Origin of the sequence: Haloarcula sp. CBA1129, assembly GCF_008729015.1 — an archaeon.
Lineage (GTDB): Archaea > Halobacteriota > Halobacteria > Halobacteriales > Haloarculaceae > Haloarcula.
Genome location: NZ_RKSM01000003.1, coordinates 185,374 through 206,808, shown reverse-complemented (window position 1 = coordinate 206,808; position 21,435 = coordinate 185,374). Strand labels below are relative to the sequence as shown.

The 21,435-nt window shown below is 60.8% G+C and carries 23 protein-coding genes and 1 pseudogene; 16 read left to right on the top strand and 8 right to left on the bottom strand.

Annotated features, from left to right (window positions below; translation table 11 throughout):
- Positions 1-114 precede the first annotated feature (114 nt).
- From Har1129_RS18760 to Har1129_RS18735, 6 genes are all read left to right on the top strand, one after another.
- Positions 115-735 (top strand): hypothetical protein, encoded by a 621-nt coding sequence (locus Har1129_RS18760; protein ID WP_225307861.1) that lies wholly within the window; start codon positions 115-117, stop codon positions 733-735.
- A gap of 149 nt (positions 736-884) precedes the next feature.
- Positions 885-1,676 (top strand): aldo/keto reductase, encoded by a 792-nt coding sequence (locus Har1129_RS18755; protein ID WP_151102602.1) that lies wholly within the window; start codon positions 885-887, stop codon positions 1,674-1,676.
- 124 nt (positions 1,677-1,800) lie between these two features.
- The gene (locus tag Har1129_RS18750) at positions 1,801-2,820 is read left to right on the top strand and encodes a DMT family transporter (RefSeq protein WP_225307860.1); all 1,020 of its coding nucleotides are present in this window, start codon (positions 1,801-1,803) and stop codon (positions 2,818-2,820) included.
- Between the two features lie 125 nt (positions 2,821-2,945).
- Positions 2,946-3,692, top strand: a complete 747-nt coding sequence (locus Har1129_RS18745) for an NAD(P)-binding oxidoreductase (RefSeq protein WP_151102350.1) — start codon at positions 2,946-2,948, stop codon at positions 3,690-3,692.
- Between the two features lie 49 nt (positions 3,693-3,741).
- Positions 3,742-4,665, top strand: coding sequence for an LLM class oxidoreductase (locus Har1129_RS18740; RefSeq protein WP_151102349.1), 924 nt, complete (start codon positions 3,742-3,744; stop codon positions 4,663-4,665).
- 60 nt (positions 4,666-4,725) lie between these two features.
- Complete coding sequence (locus Har1129_RS18735; protein WP_151102348.1) at positions 4,726-5,031, top strand: hypothetical protein; 306 nt, start codon at positions 4,726-4,728, stop codon at positions 5,029-5,031.
- A 41-nt stretch (positions 5,032-5,072) separates the two neighbouring features.
- On the opposite strand, the gene Har1129_RS18730 is transcribed toward Har1129_RS18735, so the two are convergent.
- Positions 5,073-5,444 carry a cupin domain-containing protein gene (locus Har1129_RS18730; protein WP_151102347.1) on the bottom strand — a complete coding sequence of 124 codons (372 nt, stop codon included), beginning with the start codon at positions 5,442-5,444 and terminating at the stop codon, positions 5,073-5,075.
- Positions 5,445-5,759: 315 nt separating this feature from the next.
- Here Har1129_RS18730 and Har1129_RS18725 point away from each other — a divergent pair, with 315 nt between their 5' ends.
- Entirely contained in the window at positions 5,760-7,466 is a 1,707-nt protein-coding gene (locus tag Har1129_RS18725) for a cbb3-type cytochrome c oxidase subunit I (RefSeq protein WP_225307859.1), read from the top strand.
- Positions 7,467-7,613: 147 nt separating this feature from the next.
- Entirely contained in the window at positions 7,614-7,991 is a 378-nt protein-coding gene (locus tag Har1129_RS18720; RefSeq protein WP_151102346.1) for a hypothetical protein, read from the top strand.
- A gap of 131 nt (positions 7,992-8,122) precedes the next feature.
- On the opposite strand, the gene Har1129_RS18715 is transcribed toward Har1129_RS18720, so the two are convergent.
- The gene (locus Har1129_RS18715) at positions 8,123-8,725 is read right to left on the bottom strand and encodes a bifunctional 2-polyprenyl-6-hydroxyphenol methylase/3-demethylubiquinol 3-O-methyltransferase UbiG (RefSeq protein ID WP_151102345.1); all 603 of its coding nucleotides are present in this window, start codon (positions 8,723-8,725) and stop codon (positions 8,123-8,125) included.
- A gap of 133 nt (positions 8,726-8,858) precedes the next feature.
- Between Har1129_RS18715 and Har1129_RS18710 the strand changes: the two genes are divergently transcribed.
- The 4 genes and pseudogenes from Har1129_RS18710 (at position 8,859) to Har1129_RS18695 (ending at position 11,177) form a co-directional block, all read left to right on the top strand.
- On the top strand, positions 8,859-9,704 hold the full coding sequence (locus Har1129_RS18710; protein ID WP_151102344.1) for a DUF726 domain-containing protein: 846 nt from the start codon (positions 8,859-8,861) through the stop codon (positions 9,702-9,704).
- 107 nt (positions 9,705-9,811) lie between these two features.
- On the top strand, positions 9,812-10,057 hold the full coding sequence (locus tag Har1129_RS18705) for a hypothetical protein (RefSeq protein ID WP_151102343.1): 246 nt from the start codon (positions 9,812-9,814) through the stop codon (positions 10,055-10,057).
- Between the two features lie 18 nt (positions 10,058-10,075).
- Positions 10,076-10,262 (top strand): annotated as a pseudogene (locus Har1129_RS21015) (serine/threonine protein phosphatase); the annotation flags it as partial.
- Positions 10,263-10,505: 243 nt separating this feature from the next.
- Complete coding sequence (locus tag Har1129_RS18695; protein WP_151102342.1) at positions 10,506-11,177, top strand: AIM24 family protein; 672 nt, start codon at positions 10,506-10,508, stop codon at positions 11,175-11,177.
- 11 nt (positions 11,178-11,188) lie between these two features.
- Here the strand turns inward: Har1129_RS18695 and Har1129_RS18690 are convergent, their stop codons facing one another.
- The 3 genes from Har1129_RS18690 to Har1129_RS18680 form a co-directional block, all read right to left on the bottom strand.
- Entirely contained in the window at positions 11,189-11,857 is a 669-nt protein-coding gene (locus Har1129_RS18690; protein WP_191906202.1) for a class I SAM-dependent methyltransferase, read from the bottom strand.
- Positions 11,858-11,932: 75 nt separating this feature from the next.
- Positions 11,933-13,402, bottom strand: a complete 1,470-nt coding sequence (locus tag Har1129_RS18685) for an MATE family efflux transporter (protein ID WP_151102341.1) — start codon at positions 13,400-13,402, stop codon at positions 11,933-11,935.
- The gene (locus Har1129_RS18680) at positions 13,402-14,001 is read right to left on the bottom strand and encodes a TetR/AcrR family transcriptional regulator (RefSeq protein WP_151102340.1); all 600 of its coding nucleotides are present in this window, start codon (positions 13,999-14,001) and stop codon (positions 13,402-13,404) included. Before Har1129_RS18680 ends, Har1129_RS18685 begins: the two co-directional genes overlap by 1 nt.
- A gap of 178 nt (positions 14,002-14,179) precedes the next feature.
- Here Har1129_RS18680 and Har1129_RS18675 point away from each other — a divergent pair, with 178 nt between their 5' ends.
- A complete protein-coding gene (locus Har1129_RS18675) occupies positions 14,180-14,770 on the top strand; it encodes a TetR/AcrR family transcriptional regulator (protein ID WP_151102339.1) in 591 nt (196 codons plus the stop codon).
- 201 nt (positions 14,771-14,971) lie between these two features.
- On the opposite strand, the gene Har1129_RS18670 is transcribed toward Har1129_RS18675, so the two are convergent.
- Positions 14,972-15,250 carry a PRC-barrel domain-containing protein gene (locus Har1129_RS18670; protein WP_151102338.1) on the bottom strand — a complete coding sequence of 93 codons (279 nt, stop codon included), beginning with the start codon at positions 15,248-15,250 and terminating at the stop codon, positions 14,972-14,974.
- Positions 15,251-15,597: 347 nt separating this feature from the next.
- Here Har1129_RS18670 and Har1129_RS18665 point away from each other — a divergent pair, with 347 nt between their 5' ends.
- On the top strand, positions 15,598-16,956 hold the full coding sequence (locus tag Har1129_RS18665) for a BGTF surface domain-containing protein (RefSeq protein ID WP_225307858.1): 1,359 nt from the start codon (positions 15,598-15,600) through the stop codon (positions 16,954-16,956).
- Positions 16,957-17,149: 193 nt separating this feature from the next.
- On the opposite strand, the gene Har1129_RS18660 is transcribed toward Har1129_RS18665, so the two are convergent.
- Positions 17,150-17,761 (bottom strand): helix-turn-helix domain-containing protein, encoded by a 612-nt coding sequence (locus Har1129_RS18660; RefSeq protein WP_151102337.1) that lies wholly within the window; start codon positions 17,759-17,761, stop codon positions 17,150-17,152.
- A gap of 64 nt (positions 17,762-17,825) precedes the next feature.
- Positions 17,826-19,127, bottom strand: a complete 1,302-nt coding sequence (locus Har1129_RS18655; protein ID WP_151102336.1) for a S8 family serine peptidase — start codon at positions 19,125-19,127, stop codon at positions 17,826-17,828.
- A 558-nt stretch (positions 19,128-19,685) separates the two neighbouring features.
- Here Har1129_RS18655 and Har1129_RS18650 point away from each other — a divergent pair.
- On the top strand, positions 19,686-20,537 hold the full coding sequence (locus tag Har1129_RS18650) for a type II CAAX prenyl endopeptidase Rce1 family protein (RefSeq protein WP_151102335.1): 852 nt from the start codon (positions 19,686-19,688) through the stop codon (positions 20,535-20,537).
- A 126-nt stretch (positions 20,538-20,663) separates the two neighbouring features.
- Positions 20,664-21,395: a creatininase family protein gene (locus tag Har1129_RS18645; RefSeq protein WP_151102334.1), complete on the top strand. Its 732-nt coding sequence runs from the start codon at positions 20,664-20,666 to the stop codon at positions 21,393-21,395.
- Positions 21,396-21,435 lie beyond the last annotated feature (40 nt).

The window sequence follows — 21,435 nt, the reverse complement described above, 5'->3', positions numbered from 1 at the left end:
TCCGTGATAATGACAGTATCGTGTCACGGACCTGCAGTAGAACGGAAGAGAACGGGGACACCTCTCTCACCGGGGAGCCGAAACCCTATGCACTTGGGTCCGAAACGGCACTGCATGTCTCCTTCCGGTTTTGCTGGGCGGTTCCGACCCTACTCCGTTCCGATCTGCCTGTTTGCCGTCGTGGTGGCTGCTGTGCTGTTCGTGCCGCCTCTGGTTCTCGGGGCAGCAACCGGACGCACATACGCCCTGACCACGGCGGTTCTCATTGTCGCTATCTCGTCGGTCCTTCCGTATGCCGTCGCCGTCGGTGTTCTAACTGTCCCGTTCCTCTACACCGGCATCGGTAGTTACGCGGCCCCGGAGGTGTTGCCGACCGACGCAGAGCCGTTCGCGCTGACGGCGGCACTCCGGCACGTCATCGCCGGCACCTCGTATGTCGTTGCGGCCACCGCCGTCGGCGCTGTCGGCATCGGTCTCGATTTCGCGGCTTCGAGTGGCTCGGACCCGTTTCCGGCGGTCGGCTTCACGTTGTTTCCATCGCTCGGGTTTCCGCCGTTCTTGTTGCTCGGCGGCGTGGTCATCGCCGGTGTCTACGTCACGGTCCAGTTGTGGCGGTACGAGAGACCAGTGCGGGGCTTGGGGTGGGACACGGTTCTGGGGACGGTCGTCCTTGGAGCGTTCCTCGCTGCATCGCCCATCGTCGCGCTCTGGATTTTCGGTTCGTACGGTTTCTGAACGGCTCCGTGCTACCGTGATAGCCCGCCTCTCTACAGAGCGCGCGATAGTCGGCGCTACCCGCCGCCTCCCAAACGGCTTAAAGGCGCAAGCATCAGTATCTGATAATGACTCAGCAACAGACAGATGGCGGTCCGCGAGCGAGTGGCATGCCGATGCTCGGTCTCGGTACGTGGCAGAATGAAGACGCAGAACAGTGCGCCGAGAGCGTCCAGACGGCGCTTGAGGCCGGCTACCGACATATCGACACTGCACAGATATACGACAATGAAAGCGCCGTCGGTGATGGTATCGCCGCGGCTGACGTTGACCGCGACGATATCTTTCTGGCGACGAAGGTGTGGATCTCGAACCTCTCGCATGACGACGTGATTGAGACGACCGAGGAGAGCCTCGACAAACTCGGCGTCGATTCGGTGGACCTGCTGTACGTCCACTGGGCGGCGGGCGAGTACGAGCCTGAAGAGACGCTCCCGGCGTTTGACGAACTCGTCGACCGCGGTCTGATCGACAACGTCGGTGTCTCGAACTTCGAACCGCACCACGTCGAAACGGCGATGGACGTGCTCGATGCACCGGTGTTCGCAAATCAGGTCGAGACGCACCCGTTCCTCCAGCAGTCGGAACTTCGCGAGCACGCGGCAGAGCAGGACTACGAACTGGTCGCGTACTCCCCGCTGGCACGCGGTGAAGTGTTCGGCCACGATGTCATCGAAGCCATCGCTGACGACCACGACGCCAGTGAGGCACAGGTCAGCCTCGCATGGCTCCGCGAGAAGGGCGTGACAGCGATCCCGAAGGCCACGAGCGAGGCCCACATCACGGACAACCTAGCAAGCCTCGACCTGTCGCTGACAGACGGCGAAATCGACCGTATCGACAGTATTGAGACGGTCGACCGACGCGTTGATCCGGACTGGTCGCCAGCCGCGTGGGACTGAGCGCTTTCGGACTTTCTCGGTAGGCTTTGCGGATGCGACTGTCGGCCCGTGACACCATGTCTCTCACAGCCCTCTTCACATTTCGACCCGTTGAACAGGTAATGAAACAGTTTCGCTCTCATGGGTGGTCCCACTGACCCGGACCACACTGCGGTCTACGCTTCCCGCCCGTCCCTCAATTCCGGCCCGCTACCGCGACACCGCGCTGTTCGTTCTGCTCGCTGTGTTGTTCGGTGGCTCGTTCGTCGCAATCAAAACTGGGCTCCGTGAGCTGCCACCGGTGCTGTTTGCTGGCCTCCGGTTCGACTTGGCGGCAGTGACGCTGCTCGGCTACATTGTCTTCACCCGGCCCCGGTCAACGTGGCTCCCGCGGACTCGTGGAGATGTCGTGGGTATCGGGATGGCAGCGCTGTTCCTAATCGCGCTCAACAACGGCCTGCTGTTCCTCGGCCAAGGCGCGACGACGCCCGCAGCGGCGTCCGTGATGTACGGCCTGAACCCGATACTCGCTCCCGTGTTCGCTTGGTGGCTGCTGGGCGACCGGCTCTCGTGGCTCGGCGCGCTCGGTATCGGTATCGCGCTGAGCGGCGTTATCCTCATCGTGCAGCCGTCGCCGTCGACGTTTACCGACGCGAGCGCTATCGGACAGCTACTCGTCCTCGGCGCGGCCGCGGCCGTGGCTCTGGGCAGTGTGCTCCTCCAGCGCGTCGGCCCGGAGATGGACAGCACGCCGCTGACTGCGTGGGCGATGGCTGTCGGCGCGGTGTTGCTCCACGTCGCGAGCCTGCTACTCGGGGAGCCGCCGACAGCCGTGATCGGGATCGGTCCTGAAACGATTGCGAGCATCATCGCTGTGGGAATCCCGTCGACGGCGGTCGCGTACGCTATCTACTTCGGCCTCATCAAGCGCATCGGCCCAGTTCGTGCGAATCTGGTCGCGTATGTCGTGCCGATATTCGCCGCGCTCATGGGCTGGGTGCTGCTCGGCTCGTCGGTGTCTCTGTGGACGTTCGTCGGCTTCCTCGTCGTCGTTGCGGGCTTTGCCCTCATCGAGCGCGTGACTATCCGCATGGAACTGCGCCGGCTCTATCGGCGTTTCGACCAGTCATCGTCGTCCCAGCAGACGCCACCGTGTGACGACTGAGCAAGTCGACAGGACGACGCCAGTGGTGTCTCGACACGCCGGATTCTGACGTTCGTCATAGCGTCACTGCGCAGTTAGTGAGACAGGCCACGCCAGTCATGTACCGGCAAGCCCATAGCTACGATATGGAACCGTCTGACGTGGAGACAGTGTTCGTCGCCGGAGCCAGCGGCGGGACCGGGCGGGCGACGATTAGACTTCTCAGTCCGCGCGTGCCGACGGTCCGAGTACTGACCAGCACGCCGTCGAAAACAGACGACCTGCAGGCGGCCGGTGCTGACGAGGTTGTCGTCGACGACTTGCTGAACCCGACCGCGCTCGCCGATGCGCTATCGGATGTCGATGTCGTCCTGAGCGCCGTCGGCTCGAACATCACGGCTGTCTGGTCCCGGGACCAGTACGTCGACGGCGCGGGGACAATCAATCTCCTCGATGCGGCTGTCGATGCCGGTGTCGAGGCGTTCGTCATGGAATCCGCTATCGGCGTCGGTGACGAGCCAGCCAGTCCGCTCGCGGCGGCCTTCGATGTCGTCATCCAGCCGATACAGCGTGCGAAAGCAGAAGCTGAGGCCGCGATTCGCGACGCCCCGGTTCGACATACGATTCTCCGTCCGGGCGTGCTCACGAACGGGCCGCGAACTGACACCGTCTCAGTCGCCGAGCCCGGAGCGAAGCTCTGGGGGAGTGTTTCGCGGGCCGACGTGGCCCGACTGATGATTGCTGCGCCTGTTACGCCGGCAGCCGCCGACCGAACGCTGGAAGTCGTAGCGAAGCCATCGTTCCCGAAGCGCGCGGAAAATATCGATTGGCAACTCCCCGGGAGTGGGGCGTCGGAAACCATCACAGTCGAAACCCCGGAAGACGGCCCGTAGTAAGCAACCCACCCGTGTGCTCATACGCCTCCAGCGGGAAGCCCTCGTGATGACTGACGTGGACCACGCGAACGCCGGCTATCGGCGGCTGTTCGAACGGGACGGCCTCTCGTTCGGTGTCGGCTTTCCGCTCACGGGCGAAACGGAGTCGACACCGGATATCGACGCGGAACTCCGGCTCGCAAACCACGCCGAAACAGTCGGCTTCGACGCGCTCTGGGCACGGGACGTACCGACGTACTGGCCGCGGTTCGGGGACGCCGGCGGGGCCTTCGACCCGTGGTCACTGCTGTCCCACGTCGCAGCTCACACCGAGTCGGTGGCGCTTGGCACCGCAAGTATCGTTCTCCCGCTTCGCCATCCCATCCACGTAGCGAAGTCGGCTGCGACTATCGACCGGCTCTCCAACGGCCGTCTCGTGCTGGGCGTCGCCTCGGGCGACCGCGACCCGGAGTACCCGGCGTTCGGTGTCGAGCCGGAGAACCGAGGGCAGCTCGTCCGCGAAAGCGTCGACGCGCTCCGCGCGCTCTGGCACGAGGAGTACCCGTCTCTCGACGGTTCTTGGGGCCGCCTCGACGGCGAACTCGATGTCCTCCCCAAACCGACGACGGACACGCTCCCGCTTTTTCCGACTGGTAACGCGAGACAGTCGACGGAGTGGATCGCCGAGAACGGCGACGGCTGGATATTCTATCACCTCCCCGATTCGACGCTGGAATCGTATCTGGACACGTGGCGGAGCCACGCGTCGGAGAAGCCGTTCACGATTGCCGTGCAGGTCGAATTCGCCGGTGACCCGACGGCAGAGCCAGAACCGCTCCATCAGGGCTATCGGGCTGGCGTCGAGTGGTTTCGAGAGTATTTCAGGCGACTCGAAGATTACGGCCTTGCCCACGTTATCGTCGGGCTTCGGGCGGCGGAGTCGGAGGCGGCGATGACGACGTTCGCCAGTGAAATCATAGACGAGCTGTGACTCTCGGGAGGAAGATGTTCGCAGGCACGGCTTTCGATGCGGCGGACCTACCGGCTATCGATGACTGACCGGCAGGCGGAACTCCGCACGATGGCTGGGGAGCTGACCGATAATGCGGCGATTACCGACGCGTTCCTCGCAAAGAGCTTCACAGACCGGCTACTCATCGTCGATGTCCGCGACGGCGAACCGGTACCTACCGCTGTCGTTGACCAGCTGGCTGACCGCGACCTGCTCCCGGCGGACGAGGTATACGGTGAAGCCGCCGCGACTCAGTCCGCCACCGGCGACGTTGGCGATGCGACCCGCCACCATTTCGTCGACGTACGAACCCGTGGGTCACACCGCTCCTACGTCGTCGACTGATGTCGGCCGTTGTCGACTATGGAACCAACTCGACTCGGGCCTTACGGGTCGAACTCGTTTTGCTTGAGCCCTTTCCGGACCGGGTCGTGTTCTGCATCGGTCGGCGGCGGTGCGGTCACCAGTAACGCTTCTAGCCGCCCATCTCCGTCCGCTTTGACACCGCGGTCGGTGTCAGCATCGACGACCACCACGTCGCCCGGTTCGACCGCCCGCTCTGTGTCCCCGTCACGGACCAGACCGGTCCCGGACTGGACGTGTATCGCTACGTCGCTTGCGGGCGCATGCACCGGGATGAACTGTCCGGGCTCGAAGTAGCCACAGACGACTTTCATTCGGTCGCTGCGGAACACTTCGACCGCCGAGAACTGGTCGTCGTCGTACGCCCGGGCGGCGTCGAAGTCAGTCGCCGTCATCGTGAATCCTCACTGTGAGTGTACTCACGAGCAACTGTCGGTACGAAGCCCGTCTCAAGTCGATACAGTCCCGATCGGTTGTTGGCGCTTGAGGCAGTCCCTCGCTGTCGGTTTCGGTACTGCGGGTTCATCGGACGGAGTTCCGACCGCACGACGGAAAGTCTCCGCCCCGAACCCCTTCGTCTGTGGCTGCCACCGTTCGCACCCGGGGTGTATATAAACTGCTTCCGAACATCTTCCGGACAAGAACCACGGATGGTCCGTATAAAGACCCTCCAAATGGTGTCTGTAGGCGCATTGGCGACGACAGTCCTGATGGCGGGACTGCTCGTCGGTATCGCTGGGATACTCGCACGGATCGAAGACTGGCGGTCGTACACGATTGCGATAGGTGGCGGCCACGGGGCTCACGAACGGACCCATGCGGAGAAACCGAGCGGGATTCTCCGGTGGCTGACGACAGTCGATCACAAAGATATCGGGCTTCTCTACGGCGTGTTCGCGGTCGTCGCGTTCGCTTGGGGCGGTATCGCCGTCGTCCTGATGCGGTTCGAACTGATGTACCCCGCTGAGGACTTCCTCAGCACGAACGCGTACAACGGGCTCCTGACGACCCACGGCATCACGATGCTGTTCCTGTTTGGAACGCCTATGCTGGCGGCGTTTTCGAACTATCTGATCCCGCTGCTCATCGGGGCCGACGACATGGCCTTCCCGCGAATCAACGCCATCGCGTTCTGGCTGCTACCACCGGCCGCCCTGCTCATCTGGGGCGGCGTCCTCGGCGGGCCGTTCCTCGAAAACATCGAACCGGCACAGACCGCTTGGACGATGTACACGCCGCTGTCGATAGAACAGCAGAACCCCGGCGTGGACCTGATGCTCCTCGGCCTCCACCTCTCGGGTGTCGCGGCGACGATGGGGGCGATCAACTTCATTGCGACTATTTTCACCGAGCGAAGCGAGGACGTGACGTGGGCGACCCTTGATATCTTTTCGTGGACTGTTCTGGTCCAGTCTGCACAGATTCTGTTTGCCTTTCCACTGCTGGGCAGTGCACTGGTCATGCTCCTGCTCGACCGCAACCTCGGAACGACGTTCTTCGCGCTCGACGGCGGCGGCCCGCTGCTGTGGCAGCACCTGTTCTGGTTCTTCGGCCACCCCGAGGTGTATATTCTCGTCCTCCCGCCGATGGGGCTCGTGAGTTATATTCTGCCGAAGTTCTGCGGACGGAAGCTGTTCGGCTTCAAGTTTGTCGTCTACTCCACGCTGGCGCTTGGGGTCCTTTCCTTTGGCGTCTGGGCCCATCACATGTTCGCGACCGGAATGGACCCCCGACTTCGGGCTTCGTTCATGGCCGTTTCTATCGCTATCGCCATCCCGAGCGCGGTGAAGACGTTCAACTGGATGGCGACGATGTGGAACGGCGCGTTGCGGCCGACCGCGCCGTTCCTCTTCTGTGTCGGGTTCGTCGGGAACTTCATCATCGGCGGCGTCACCGGCGTCTTCGAGGCTGCCATTCCCGTGGACCTCATTCTCCACGACACCTACCACGTCGTTGCCCACTTCCACTACGTCATCATGGGCGGAATCGCCTTCGCCGTCTTCGCGGGCATCTACTACTGGTTCCCGCTGTACACCGGTCGGTGGTATCAGCGGTCGCTGGCGAAGTGGCACTTCTGGCTGACACTTATTGGGACCAACGTCACGTTCTTCCCGATGGTGCTGCTGGGCTACGCCGGAATGCCCCGGCGGTACGCCACGTACTCCGTGACTGCCGGCCCGGTGGACCTGTTTACGCTCCTGCACCAACTGGCGACGCTGGGCGTCGTCCTTCTGGTTATCGGCCAGCTCATCTTCGTCTGGAACCTCGTGAGCTCGTGGCTTGAGGGGCCACTGGTCACGGATGGCGACCCTTGGGACTTGGCGGCGACGGAACAGTTCCCACGAGAGTTCGCGTGGTTCGAGCGCGAGCGACTGCCGGCGCTTGCTGACGGCGGAGAAGAACCGTCCGGGGACTGATCCTCGAATCAGTTCGGCTTCCCATCTGCGGTCTCCTTATTCGTGGTTCCACGGTCTCATCTACGGTGTTCTATATCGTCGTCACACCCACTTTGAAGCAGTCAGTACAGACAAGACATTTACTGCTGGCAGGTCGCTCGTCGAGTGATGAAGCGACGATCACTGCTGTCGTTCTTGCCCTTACTGATTCCATTTGCTGGCTGTGCCGCAGAGACCGACCCGGATGTTGCAGAAGACATTTTCGTCGTACTCGATAATGAGACTTCGGAACAAGCCACAGTGGCGGTATCAGTCGTGACAGGGGACTCAGTCGTGTTTGAAGGCGAAACAGCAGTCACTCCCAGCGGCAGAAAAAATGTGTATCCGGGTATCTCCGAGACTGGCGACTATACGCTCACAATCTCCCTTGGTGATGGGCGTGAACAGGAGTATCCATTCAATATCGAAGAATACGACCTCCAGATGGGGTCAAACATTATCGTCACGATAAACGAGGCTGAGATTGAATTCAGTATCCAAGAATGAGTAGCGCCTAGTCTTTTCTCTGTTTGATATTCCAGTCAATCCGCAGATCTGCTGTGCAGTTTATTCAGGGTACACTGCCTGAAACCAATAGCCTGTGGAGCGTTGTTTGACTCTTGTCTCCATCTGCTATCTTACTCCGAGATATCCGGATACGACTGTCTGCTTCCGTGGGACTTTCTGGCGACCAGTTGGGCGGTGGCGGCGGTTGTCTCACCCGTCGTTGTGGTGCGCTCGTCGTAGTGCAACACGGTCAGCCCGAGTCCGGCCCTGAGCAGTTCGTTCGAAGCGAACCGATACCGGTCCCCGGAGGGGCCGCCGTCCACGTCGTCGCTCGTCCGGAGGTGGTGCTGGATGAACAGACAGCCGCCGTCGGCCAGCGCTTCGATGATGTCGGGGAGGCGGTCGACGGGACGATAGAAGCTGATCGTAATGAGGTCGTACGTGGACGCCGGATACGTAAACGAGTCGAGGTCCGCCTGTAGCCACTCGATATCGTCTTCGACGCCCGCTGTGTGTGCGTTCTCCCGAGCGATACGAAGCCCCTCGCGTGACTGGTCGACCGCATCGACGCGGTACCCGGCCGCTGCGACCGGAAGCGCGTTCCGCCCAGTCCCGGTTGCGATGTCCAGCGCCCGCCCCTCCGGGAAGGTCGGCAGGTATCGGTCTAACACCGAATGTGGGTCCGGGCACTGTGGGTACGCGCCCGTTCGGTATCGCTCGTCCCAAGTTGTCATGGCTCCGATGACTGCCCGCCGGGACATGAGCCTGTGGGCTGTGACACAGCTTTTGGGTTGTATTTCGTTTCCGAGCGCGACAATCTCAACTGACTTATCGGTACACCTGTGACCTACCCACAAGCTACCAGCAATGGACAGTCAAAACGGCGTGACAAGACGACGGCTGCTTCTCGGTCTCGGGAGTGGGCTCGGTCTGATCGGCGGCGGTGGTGCCTACGTGTACTGGTCGTTGCGAGGCGATTCCGGCGACTACAGTGCGCCGGACTCACAGCCAGTCGTCACTACGCGCGGGCTCCTCGACCCAGCGGATGAGCCGGCCTTCGAGACTGATGGTACGTGGTCGTTCGACGACGCGTCGGCCGTGTTCCTGTTCGTCCACGGATTCAGTACCGACGCCGAGACGGCCCTCGACAATGCCTATACCGCACAGGTAGCGCTCGAAGGGACCACGTCCGCACCGGTCGTCGCATACAGCTGGGATTCTAACGTCGACTGGGAGCAGGCGAAGGCCAACGCCGAGGCGAACAGTACTCCTCTCGCCCAGTGGCTGGTCGAGTGGGCTGAAACCGACGGACGGCCCATCCATTTGCTCGCTCATTCGCTCGGCGCGCGGGTGACCGGCGAGACGCTCCGGGCACTCGCCGAGCGAGGGGCGACCGACGCCCTCGCTTCAGTGTCGTTGCTCGGCGGTGCTATCCCATACAATAGCGTGGTGCAGGGTGGCCGTTACGGCGACGCTATCGGAACCGTTGACGCGCCGGTGTCGAATTTCTACAGCCACAACGACAGGGTCCTCTCGTGGATTTACCGAGCGTCGGACCGGACACACGCCGTCGGCCACGCTGGAACTCGTGACGTGGGGACACTTCCCGACGGCTACCAAGACGTGAACGTCTCTGACCTCGTCGCCGACCACTACTCGTACTTCGAACCGGGTGAGGGCTGTCTGGCGCGTGTCGCTGCCGAAATCGAGTGATGTGACTCTCTCTTCCCTGCTGCTAGTAGAACTATATACAGTGGAACTGTTGTTCACCCTATGGAAGATACTGTCAGATCAACAACTGCAACACGCTGGAGCAAGACATGAGTCTGTTCACTGCTGTTGTTGTCTTCATCGTGGGGCTGCTCTCAGGTATCGTCGTACGGTGGGTCGCCGGACTTGCTGCCGCTCTCGCGCTCGTTCTGGTGCTGTTGGGAGCGACGACACCGGATATCGGCCTGATCAACTTCGTAATCGAACAGTACTATCAGGGTAACGAACTGCTGTTTCTCGCCGGACTGTTGTTCGGGTTGGATGCCGAACACACCAGAGATGCTGTCGAGGGCTGACTCGACGCTCTCGAACCACCACCGACGTTTCATCCCGACCTCGCGCGCCACACCAGTGAATCCACGGCCACGAATGGGCGGAGATCTACGTTGTCGACGACGTCCACGGCTGTCGCCCGACGCTCGAACGGCTCTTGGATCGTTTGGATCCTACCGCGGACCCTCTCGTCTTCGTCGGTAATCTCGCCGCAAAGGCCCGGACAGCGTCGTGTACAACTACGCTGTTCGGACACCGATGGGGAGCGACGCTCTCTCAAAACGAAAGCCGGCGTTACTGGGCTCCCCGAACGACTATATAGCTATCTGGAATAGCTATTCGGATATACCAAACTCGGCTCCGTCGCTGTCCGGTAGCTGCGGCCCATCAGCATGTAACCCATTCGCACAAAACGTGTTTTAATCCTTCACGAAGCCTATGACCATGGCCGATCCAGTGTCTCGATGTACTATGGATTTACAGGAATTTGTGCGCTCTAACGCCCCCGAAGACGGCGGCGATGGGTTCCAGAAAGAGAACAACAGGCTGCTCGATATCCCGCTCGACGGAACGGTGATGGTCAAAGCCGGCTCGATGGTCGCGTACACCGGCGAGGTCACGTTCACTGGCAAGTCCTCGGCGGAAGGCGGTATCACGGGCTTCGTCAAGGAGGCCGTGAGCGGCGAAGGGACGCCGGTCATGGAGGCCGAAGGGAGCGGCCATCTCTACGTAGCCGAGAACGGCAAGAAGGTACAGGTGCTTCGCCTCGATGACGGGGAGTCGATATCGGTCAACGGTACCGACGTGCTCGCGTTCGAATCAACTATCGACTACGAAATCAACACTGTCGGCAGCCTCTCCGGCATGGCCGCTGGCGGCCTGACGAACGTGTATCTTACCGGCCCCGGCGAAGTCGCGCTGACAACCCACGGCGACCCACTGGTGATGACGCCGCCGGTCTTCACCGACCCGGATGCGACCGTTGCGTGGAGTTCGAACCTCTCGCCGTCTATCGAGATGAACAAGACGTTCGAAATCGGCCAGACCTCCGGGGAATCGATACAGATGGAGTTCACCGGCGACGATGGGTTCGTCGTCATCCAGCCGAACGAGGAGGGGTCTGTCACCCAGAGCCAGAGCTAGCTGCCACCGAATTACCGCGTCGGAGATACGGCTCGTTTGCGGAGCCGTCCCCGAACGAACGGTCGGATCGGTGTGACGCCGAGATTGAGTCGCTTGATTTCGACGACGTCGAACGACTGGTTAGCGACGAGCCGCGACCCTGTTTGTCGGGTCAGGTGACAACCGCCTGCGAGACGCTTCCAAAGCGGTGCGAGGGTTGACTGTATCCCCGCTCGCCATCCATCGTCGATGACGTGCTCGAAGAACCGCAGTTCGCCGCCGGGTTTGAGTACCCGGGTGATCTCGCTCATCGCGGCCTCGATATCCGGAATCGTACAGAACACCATCGAGGCGATGACAACGTCGAACGTGGCGTCGTCGTACGGGAGGGCTTCCGCCGGTGCCGACTCGATGCGAATCGACGTGGCCTGCGCGTTCGCCTTCTCCGCTGCCTGCCGCCGCATATGTGGGTCCGGTTCGGTCGCGTGAAACTCCGTCGACGCGGCCGCAACGGCATCAAAATACGGAAACATCGCGCCGGTTCCAGCACCGATGTCCAGAACCGTTCCATCCAGATTCGCCACCAGATACTCGCGATGTGGCCGCAAGAGCGTCCGCTCGACGAGCGCCGTTGCCGGGTCGTAGATAGCTGCAAACAGCGGCGACGAGGGCTCCTGACTGCGATTCGATGCTGGGGGCATAACAGTAGTAACGATGGCTCCACTGAAAGCATTGGTTCACCCGAATGGTGTCACGCGCGCTCGCTGCTACCGCTGTCAGTCGCCCTCTGCCGACATCTCGACGCCTGTCTCGTCAATGTCGACTTGGGCCTCGGTGAGGTTGCTGTCCCGCCACGTTCCGCGTCGATACCAGCCGTACGCGATGATCGCCCCCGCGACGTTCGAGACGGCAAACGAAAGCCAGATCCCGGCCTCTCCGAACGGCACAGTGGCGAACCACGCAATCGGGAAGCGAATGATCCCAAGCATCAACACGGAGATGGCCGCGGCCGTGAGCGTTTTCCCGGCACCGCGGAAGCTCCCGGTGTAGGCCCGCATGATTCCGATGAACCCGAATGACAAAGCCACGTAGCGAAGGAACTGTGTCGTGATGTCGACGACCTCGGGGTTTGTCGTGAACAGGTCAGCTATCGGTGCGGCGGTGAACCAGACGAGGATGCCAGCCACGGTGAGCACGCCGAACAGCACCGTCGCCGCAAGGCCAGCTGCTTTCGCTGCCCGGTCCGGTTTGTCGGCACCCATGTTCTGGCCGGTCATCGTCTCGACGCCGCGGGCAACCGCGATAGCCGGCAGGAAGACGACCGAGAACACGCGCGTCCCGATGCCGTAGGCGGCCACGACCGTATCCGGGAACATCGCGACGATGACCAACAGCAGATTCATCGACAGCGCACGACCCGTTCCCTCGATGGAGGCGGGGAGACCGATGCGGACGAGACGGCGGAGATAGGAAAGATCCGGTGCCATATCGCGGAGGTGAATCTGGACGCCGCGGTTCCCTCGAAACATGATCGCCAGCCCGACCACCAGCGCCAGCGCCCGCGAGAACACGGTCGCGATAGCGGCCCCTTCGATCCCGAGTTCGGGGAACGAGACCGTCCCGACCAGTGGCGCGTTCTCGACGACCGTCCAGCCGAATATCAGGAACGGGTCGATGATGATGTTGAGGACGACCGAGCCGAACATGACCAGCATCGGCGTTATCGTGTCGCCATAGCCCCGCATGAGCGCGACGAAGACGAAGAAGCCGAACATGAACAGCAGGCCAAGCGAGATGACCTCCATGTAACTGGTCGCCATCGGGAGGACGTCCTCGGACGCGCCCATCAGGCTGAGAAACGTATCAACGCCGAAATAGCCCACAATACCGAGAACGAACGAGATGATGACGGCGAACGTGACCGTCTGAGAGGCAGCGTACTCGGCCTCGCGCTCCTCGTCCGCGCCGGTAAACTGTGCGACGAGCACGCTGCCGGCCACGGATATCCCCATTCCGAGAGAGATGAGGAGAAACACCATCGGGAAGGCGAAGCTGATCGCCGCCAGCGCGTCCGTGCTATACTGGCCGAGCCAGAACGTGTCCGCGAGGTTGTACGCGGTCTGAAAGAGATTCGTGATGACAATCGGCATCGAGAGGAAAAACAGCGGCTTCCCGATGCCACCCGACGTGAGGTCGAACTCCTCGGGGCCTCTGAACAGAGCACTAACGCGACTTCGAATCCCCATTAGCGCGTCGCCTCCGCTGGCGTGTCTGTCAGGAGATGGGCCTCAGTGTACCGTACAATCGTCTCGTTGAACCGGTCTATCGAACGGTCTGTGGCGACATGGCGGGTATGGGCTCCAGTAATGGTCGTCACGAGAAACTCAGCTGCGATGGCCGGGTCGACCGCGTCGTCGAACTGACCGGTTTCGACGCCGGCCGCGATGATTTCCCGTAACTGGTCGAAGAGAACGGCATCGAACTTGGCGAGTTGTGTCCGGACCGCGTCGTTGTATGGGGCCTGCGCCTTTAGTTCGAGCATTGCCGTTCTGAACTCTTTCCCGGGCGTCGTTCGTCCATCAGTGAGAACTGTGTTCAACAGCGAATCGAGTTCTTCCCGCGGCGTACTCCCGTCAACATCCGTTATCTTTGCAGTGTATCGTTCGTACAAGAAGTCCAGAAACTCGGTAAAAAGGTGCTCTTTGCTGTCGTAGTAGTAATGAATAGACGCTTTGCTCCGGTCTGCCTCAGCAGCGATGTCTTTGACCGTGAGCGCGGCGTACCCGTGCTGGCAGAGGGCGCGGTACGTCGCCTCAAGAATTTCCGTGGCTGTATCGTCATCCATAGCGGCTGTGATATGCTTACTAACTGGTTAGTCAAAAACGCTTTGGAGTCCGAAATATGAATTCAGGACGATTATTAGCACCATTTGGGTATCAGCGATACTAACTGACTAATAATTCATTTGGGCAATAGTATGCGGGTCACAACGATTATCCAACCATGGGAGGAACCGGTACACAATGGCTGGACCATCGGACCGTTCCTTCTCGGACCAGACCGAGGAGATAATGCAAGCGACCTACCGGGCGTTGCGTGAGCACGGGTACGCTGATCTCACGATACAACGGATCGCAGACGAGTACGGCAAATCGACGGCTGCAGTGCACTACTATTACGACACGAAAGACGACCTTCTTGCGGCCTTTCTCGATTATCTGCTGGAGCGGTTCGTCGATTCGATTCACGACGTCGAGACAACGGACCCCGAAGCACGACTGGACCTCTTGCTCGATGAACTGCTCGTTAAACCTCAGGAAAACCCAGATCTCTCGGTTGCGCTGCTTGAGATGCGGAGTCAAGCACCGTATAAGGAAGCGTTCAGCGACCGGTTCCGCCAGAACGATGAGTACATCCGCTATATGCTCAAGGCGGTCATCAATCACGGCATCGACGAGGGTGTGTTCAACGATGTCGATGCAGGTCACGTTACCCGTTCGTTGCTGACGATCATCGACGGTGCCCGGACCCGGGCCGTGATGCTAGACGACACCGGGGAACTCGAAACGGCCCGACAGACGGCGAGTGAGTACGCCGACGCGATGTTACGGTGACCAGTCGCCTGCCTCATCGGTGTTCAGTCGGCATGCGTTGCGAGTCGTGACCAGTCTTTGGAACTACAGCACGGAGCGGTCTGCCCTCGCACAAGCCACCCTGAAGTCCTGTAGCCGCTCTCCCCGTTAGTCACCGACAACTGAATACACACAGCTAACAACTGCATTCGTTCCGGCCCGTTTGCACAGCCGACGGGTTGCCTATGAGTCCACGGTATCGCTATCTGCGACACTCTGTTCTGCAGGCGGCTGAATGGTCAGGTGATCCCGCATCGATTCGATGAGGGACGCCGGCAATCGAATGTCGCCGTCGTGATCCCGTTCAACGCCGAATATCTCTGGAACGTCGCTGTTGATGACAATCGTCTGAAGTTCTCCTGTAGTTGTATCGAGCGTAATGTTTTGCAGTGTGCCGACTTCGCGGCCATCGGTACTCACGACCCGGACGTTGGAGAGCTGGTTTGCGAGGACCGTTCGCATACTAGTCATTCATACGGAAATTACCATAAAAATACTGCATCTCACCTAACTCTCTGTGCTCTGCCGTCTCTTCCCCGAAAACGATTGCGTCTGTGGGTAACTGGCACAGTGTTCCGTCGAAACGGCCTAACAGATACTACCGGTTACGTCATATCGGACCCACCGACTCCTCGGTCCAGTCAGCATCGCGAGTTCAACGTAGTTTTAAGCTATCGGAGCCGGTTTTTCACTCCCACCCTAACTGCCAGTCGTATGCCAGCGAATTGCCCTCCACCTGCGATACGGTACTGTCGGCAGTATAGATCTCGAATGTACACACAGGTACCCGCTCCACAGGAGGTGATTCTGTGAGCGTTCGGTCGGTAGCACTGGCCGCGGTGCTTATCGCCGCAGCGGCGGCGGGTCCGGGACTGGCCGCCGCTGAGCAGCAAGCTACGGTCTCAGAGGACAGCCTTCCGCTGCACGCCGATGAACAACAGGTGGTCACTGGAGAGACCGCGTTGGAACCCGGAACTGAGATGACCGTTCAGGTCAAGTCGGCCGATGCGTCGAACCCGTTCCTTTACCAACGTCAGGTCAGCGTGCAACCCAATGGGACATTCGTCGCCCAGTTCGATCTGGATAGCGTGCCAGCGAACACGTCCTATGAACTGTCTGCTCATGTCGACGGCGACACGCTGTTTGAACGGACTGAGACCATCGCCCAGTGTGACGGCGACTGTACTGATACGGTCCCGGAAACAGAGACCCCGAAACAGGCTGACAGCGACGAAAACGTCGTCACCGTCTCTCAGGGCGAGACCGCTGAAATTCCGGTGTCGATGGCTGACGGCGGGAAGAAAACCCTGTCCGTCGGTAGCGAGGCGGTCAATTACCAGATCAACGCGACCGTCAGTGACGACGACAATGACGGTGAGGTGCTGGTTCTGTTCGACACTGCGGCTGCCGGCATGGATTCGGAGACACTCAGTGTTGCGGACGACGGTGACTCCGTGAGCGTGACTGCGCCAGAGCCGGACCTCCCCTCGACGCTTGCCCCTGCCGCGTACACCTACCGTCTGTTCGACGGCCAGACAACGGATGGCACGCCGACTGTTGGAACCCTCGTCATCGAAGCAAACGGGACGGCAAACGAGGAGTTCGAGGTCGAGGAGACGGATGACTTCGGTTTCGAGGAGACGGTGTCCCAAATCAAACAGGGCGACACTGGCCGGATTCCCATCGTTCTCGCAACTGCTGACGCAGCCACTGTTTCTATCGGGAGCCCGGACACCAACTACGAGATCAATGCGACCGTTCGCGACGGGAACGGCGATTCCCGTGTCGTTCTCCTGTTTGACACCACGGCAGCTGGACACGACGAACCCACACTCGAAACTGCGGCGGATGCCGACGCTGTGGCAGTCGAATCCGGTTCGGAAGTCGCGCTGGATTCGCAACTCGCTGCGGCCAACTACGACATGTCGCTGTTTCGTGGGACTGAAACGGCTGGTCAGCCCGATGCAATCGAAACACTAGTCATTGTCGACAGCAACACCACGTCCGCGGACGCGGCTTCAGATGGTGTCGATTCAGTTACCGGCGAAACGCCAGCCACACAGCAGTCACAGAACAGTGACTTCGGCATCGGTGCTGGCGCTCTCGCCGTCGGCGGCGTCCTCGCTATCGCTGGTGTGGGGATCTGCTTGCGATCTATCATGAACTGAGGCTGTGACAGTCGTCTACCCATCGGTTTTGAAACGATACCGAGACTGTTCGCGGTGCATTTTTCATCCGGACACCACCTCTCACTGACTCACCTCCAACTGTAGGTCTGGTGCTGGGACAGTGAACAATGTTCTTTTGAGCAGAGGTTATCCACGGCAGCGGTATCGCTCCTGTGACCTCACTTATTCGGAGTCACTGATCGGCCAGCAACGCAGCGATACCCAGAACGGTGAGACAGAGACAGAAAAACAACACGCCCGGCTCGACGACTTCGAAAACGAACCACGCGAGTGTACTGGTTCCACTGATCGGCCCTGTCTGCGGACTCGCTGGAGCCAAGACCCCGCCGCCAGCGGGTGAGTCCGCTAGTCTTTCTGCACCCCATTGAACGAAGAGACTCGCAAAGCCGATCAGCCCCAGCCCCGAGACAACGTTGGCCATCGATTGCTGGATGCGCGGCGCTAAGTCATGGTCGCCAACTAGAACGATCGGATCGCTGGCGGGACCGTACACGGTCATCTCGTTGCCTTTCGAGGAGTAGACCGTTTCGACCGGCTCGATAAGCTCTGCGTCTTTGAGATTCGAGACGTGGTAGTGGACGTTCTGGACCGACGTGTCACACCGGTCCGCTATCTCGGACGGGGTGCCCGGCTCGTCGTAGAGCGTGCGGAACAGCGACCGACTGGTGTCCGACGCGAGCGCGTCGAGCACGTCGTCGGTTTCAGTCCCCGAAACATCGAGTACCCGCGGTGATTCGTCTGTTGTCCCGGTCCGCTCCTGTATCGTTTCGATGAGGCTCGACATGGCGGCACTGTCGAATACATGCTACGGGGTTCCTCAAAGTCCTATGGCTGGGTTAAAACGAGATTTAACCATCGGTACGGTTCTGTGCAGTCCGGACCGCACGGACCGGGTTGACCGTCCCGTGGCCGGTCCCGTTGTCGAGCCCCGACTGTCCCACGTCTCTCGTGGTCCGTTCCAGCAGGCGTTCGGTTTCGTGGGGAGACAGCGAATCGTTTGCGTCCAGTAGTAGGGCCGCGGTGCCACCGACGTATGGGACTGCGGCCGAAGAGCCGACGAAACCGTCTGGTGCGGCGTCGGCGAACTGTCTGTCAGGTGCCACGATGTCGACGCCGACCCGATTATCGACTGTCGGGCCTCGTGAACTGAACGGTTCGAGCTGGTCGACACGGCTGTTGTATGCCCCGACAGTGATGACTTCTCGGGCCGTGCCCGGGGCGACAATGCTGTTCCGAGTCGTCGTGTGCTGGAGGTCGTGCGTCGGTGACACGAGTCGGAGTCGTGCGCCAGTCGGCGATGCTGGGCCTCGAACGACGAGGTAGTAGTCGCCGGGTCTGACGTCGGCAACGATACGCTCGTTTGGCACATCGTCGCCGCGGTAGGGCTGTGAGCGGGCGACGAGGCGGGCGTCGGTTCCGTTCGTCCGATACAGTTCGACTGTGTACTCCTCGCCCGCGTGGTCTCTGTCCCACGAGAGCCAGACCGTGATTTCGGTCCCGCCCCGGATGTAATTCTCTCGGCTCTCGCTGGTAAACGCGACTGTCCGATTCTGGACGACTTCGGATGTGTACTGTCCTGACCAGTGGGATTGCGCGAGATTACCGGCTGGGGCAACGAACACTGAGCCACTCTCCGTCGCTTGTGTCGCGCTCCGAGCGACTGGTCCGGTTCCATCGCCCGGCTGCCCGTAGAAGGAAACGGGGGCGACAATCACGTCGATGTCCTCTCGAACAAGCCACTCAACTGCCTGTCGATAACTGTCGACGCTGTCGACCCGGGCGAGATACAGGTCTGCGTCCGGTGCGGTCCGTGACACGACGGCGGCCGTCGCGGTTCCGTGTGTCTCGCGGGTATTGTGTACGGGCCCAACACCGAAGCCCCGCGTTTCGGCGACCTGCCCGGCAATCGTTTTCGACTCCGTGTCGAATCCGGTCGGATCGACGATGCCGACCGAGACGTTTGAACCTGTGACGCCGGCTGCGTGGAGACGTGCGAACCGGCCGGTTGCTCCGTCCGACACCGATACTGATGTGTCATCGGTCTGATCGAGGCGGGAGTCTGCCGACTCTGTCACTGCGAGCGTCGCGATGCTACCAGTGAGTGAGACGATTGCGACGACGGCCAGTAACAATACGGTCCGATCACGCACTGCTGACCACCTTCCGCGATACTACCGCCGGGATGTGGAGCGTCGGTCTCGTAGCGAACATTGCCCGGGTATCGAGTGCCGTACCGAGATGTCCGACTCCTCGGTGAGACACATCGCAGACCACGTCGTCTCTGCATCTCGACGCAGGCATATTTACATCGCAACAGTCTAATCGACGTACACGTCGTTTCATGAGTACTTTTGCTCTGTGATGTGGGTCCAACAGTAGCACCGACCCACTGTGAACTGAGCACTCGACAACGGGGAGGGCGGGTTGTACCCGCTGTCGTGTGGACAACCGGACTGGGATGGATTCCGATTCGTGGAAACCGCGGCGCACGGGGAGGGCGCTGGCAGCCGGGAACCGTCTCAGGCGGTCGCCGGCGTTTGAACTGTCGGCCGGGAGCATACTAAAACTATCAGAGACTAAAAACTGGTTTTAAACATCGAGCAACGAGGGTTGTAAACAACTGCCATGACTCGATACTTGTCGTCGACGGATTCATCCCGAATACGAGATAGAAGCTAATTTTGGGCTCGCCATTGGACTCCGACTGGATGTTGCGCCCTGACATTGGCCTGCCGAGATTCAGCGGCGGGCCGCTGGTTCCCGTTGTAACGTACCTCTTGGTGATTGTCGTGCTCTCCGGACTGGTGACCATCTCCGCCGGCGCGTCGCCGCCGCCCGTCTTGGGAATGATCTGGGGTGTCTTCCTTGTTGCACTCACGATTGGTGTGCTCAGAATCGAGACCGGCTCACTGCGCCCTCTGCTCCCGCCTGTTCGCACACTGGTACCCGTGATTGGGGTGGTCACCGCGTTCTGGGGGCTGTACAACCTTGTTGCGGTCGCCCTCGCAATGGGTGGCATCTCCGGGTTCGAGGCCTCGCTGTCGAGAACTGCGTCCCACCCGCTGCTGTATCTTGCGGCGCTTTTCAGTTCGCTTCTGTTCACTGCGATCCCGGAAGAACTCCTCTTTCGCACGTACCTGCAGCAGAAATTCACGAGGCTGGCCGGTGGTGCGACTCGGCGTGCAGCGCTGTCTGGCATCGGTCTCGTCGCACTCTTGTTCGCCCTGTTTCACCTCCCGCGGTGGTTTCTCGCATCGGGGCACGGTGTCGGGTCCGCGCTTGCAGTCAGACTCCTCGGGCTGACACTGATGGGACTCGCCTACGGGTGCGTATATGCACTGACGGGCAACCTCTGGCTCGTCGCCCTGTTCCATGCGTCGATGAACCACCCGCCGATCATCGTCTCGGTGAGCATCCCGTCCGAGCTACATCTGGTGGCCAGCGTGATCGAGTACGCCGCCATCGTCTCGCTGGTCTCCCTCACTGTTCGGCTAGGAGACTCTGACGAGACACCGCTTATTTGGTCACAGCGGACGATCTCCGCCTCGACCGGGGACTGACCAGTCGCTCCCCATTTGAATGGGTCTGGGCCGTCCGTGCGTATTCGATTTCGTTGGCACATAGCACTCAACCGTAACAGGTGGGGAGAGACCGGGCTTTATTCCGTCCCGTACAGAGATTTCACTATGGATCTGCAGACGGAGACGTGGACCGATATGGCGGACGTCGAGACGAATCTGGCCCTTCTCCCCGTCGGGAGTACGGAGCAACACGGCCCACACGCACCGCTCGGGACGGACACGCTCGACGCCGAAGCTATCGCCGAACGCGGTGCCGAGCGCTACGACGACCCCGTTGTCGTCGCACCGGCAGTTCCCGTTGGCGTCGCCGAGGAACATCGAGCGTTTACCGGCACGCTGTGGACCTCCGAGTCGACGTTCCGGTCCTACGTCCGGGACATCGTCCGGAGCCTCGCGAGCCACGGCTGGGACCACGTGGTACTGGTCAACGGCCACGGCGGCAACATCGACGCACTGCGAGAAGTATCCGGAAATATAACCCGCCACGACGAGGCCTTTACCGTCCCGTTTACGTGGTTCAACGCGGTCGGTGACCACAGCGCTGATATGGGCCATGGCGGGCCGCTTGAGACCTCGGTGCTCCAGCGGACGAATCCAGAGACAGTCCACGAGGACCGACTCGACGAGGCCGCAGACGGCGGCAGCGACGGCTGGGGAGAGTGGCAAAGCGGCGTCAACCTCGCGTTTGACTCCGACGAGTTCACGGAGAACGGCGTCGTCGGCGACCCTCGCGAGGGAAGCGCCGAACGCGGCGAGACGCTGCTGGAACTGGCGACCGAGTCGCTTCTCGACCTTCTTGATGAAATCGCGGATCGGCCGGTCGGACCGCGGGACTGAGCCACGGGGGCTAAATATACCGATAGAAATCGCGTTTTCT

What these genes read in the sequence shown, in the direction of transcription:
- Har1129_RS18760 (WP_225307861.1), top strand. Translation starts at nt 115, where the DNA reads ATGTCTCCTTCCGGTTTTGCTGGGCGGTTCCGACCCTACTCCGTTCCG.
- Har1129_RS18755 (WP_151102602.1), top strand. Translation starts at nt 885, where the DNA reads ATGCCGATGCTCGGTCTCGGTACGTGGCAGAATGAAGACGCAGAACAG.
- Har1129_RS18745 (WP_151102350.1), top strand. Translation starts at nt 2,946, where the DNA reads ATGGAACCGTCTGACGTGGAGACAGTGTTCGTCGCCGGAGCCAGCGGC.
- Har1129_RS18740 (WP_151102349.1), top strand. Translation starts at nt 3,742, where the DNA reads ATGACTGACGTGGACCACGCGAACGCCGGCTATCGGCGGCTGTTCGAA.
- Har1129_RS18735 (WP_151102348.1), top strand. Translation starts at nt 4,726, where the DNA reads ATGACTGACCGGCAGGCGGAACTCCGCACGATGGCTGGGGAGCTGACC.
- Har1129_RS18730 (WP_151102347.1), bottom strand. Translation starts at nt 5,444, where the DNA reads ATGACGGCGACTGACTTCGACGCCGCCCGGGCGTACGACGACGACCAG.
- Har1129_RS18725 (WP_225307859.1), top strand. Translation starts at nt 5,760, where the DNA reads ATGGCGGGACTGCTCGTCGGTATCGCTGGGATACTCGCACGGATCGAA.
- Har1129_RS18720 (WP_151102346.1), top strand. Translation starts at nt 7,614, where the DNA reads ATGAAGCGACGATCACTGCTGTCGTTCTTGCCCTTACTGATTCCATTT.
- Har1129_RS18715 (WP_151102345.1), bottom strand. Translation starts at nt 8,725, where the DNA reads ATGACAACTTGGGACGAGCGATACCGAACGGGCGCGTACCCACAGTGC.
- Har1129_RS18710 (WP_151102344.1), top strand. Translation starts at nt 8,859, where the DNA reads ATGGACAGTCAAAACGGCGTGACAAGACGACGGCTGCTTCTCGGTCTC.
- Har1129_RS18705 (WP_151102343.1), top strand. Translation starts at nt 9,812, where the DNA reads ATGAGTCTGTTCACTGCTGTTGTTGTCTTCATCGTGGGGCTGCTCTCA.
- Har1129_RS18695 (WP_151102342.1), top strand. Translation starts at nt 10,506, where the DNA reads ATGGATTTACAGGAATTTGTGCGCTCTAACGCCCCCGAAGACGGCGGC.
- Har1129_RS18690 (WP_191906202.1), bottom strand. Translation starts at nt 11,857, where the DNA reads ATGCCCCCAGCATCGAATCGCAGTCAGGAGCCCTCGTCGCCGCTGTTT.
- Har1129_RS18685 (WP_151102341.1), bottom strand. Translation starts at nt 13,402, where the DNA reads ATGGGGATTCGAAGTCGCGTTAGTGCTCTGTTCAGAGGCCCCGAGGAG.
- Har1129_RS18680 (WP_151102340.1), bottom strand. Translation starts at nt 14,001, where the DNA reads ATGGATGACGATACAGCCACGGAAATTCTTGAGGCGACGTACCGCGCC.
- Har1129_RS18675 (WP_151102339.1), top strand. Translation starts at nt 14,180, where the DNA reads ATGGCTGGACCATCGGACCGTTCCTTCTCGGACCAGACCGAGGAGATA.
- Har1129_RS18670 (WP_151102338.1), bottom strand. Translation starts at nt 15,250, where the DNA reads ATGCGAACGGTCCTCGCAAACCAGCTCTCCAACGTCCGGGTCGTGAGT.
- Har1129_RS18660 (WP_151102337.1), bottom strand. Translation starts at nt 17,761, where the DNA reads ATGTCGAGCCTCATCGAAACGATACAGGAGCGGACCGGGACAACAGAC.
- Har1129_RS18650 (WP_151102335.1), top strand. Translation starts at nt 19,686, where the DNA reads ATGTTGCGCCCTGACATTGGCCTGCCGAGATTCAGCGGCGGGCCGCTG.
- Har1129_RS18645 (WP_151102334.1), top strand. Translation starts at nt 20,664, where the DNA reads ATGGATCTGCAGACGGAGACGTGGACCGATATGGCGGACGTCGAGACG.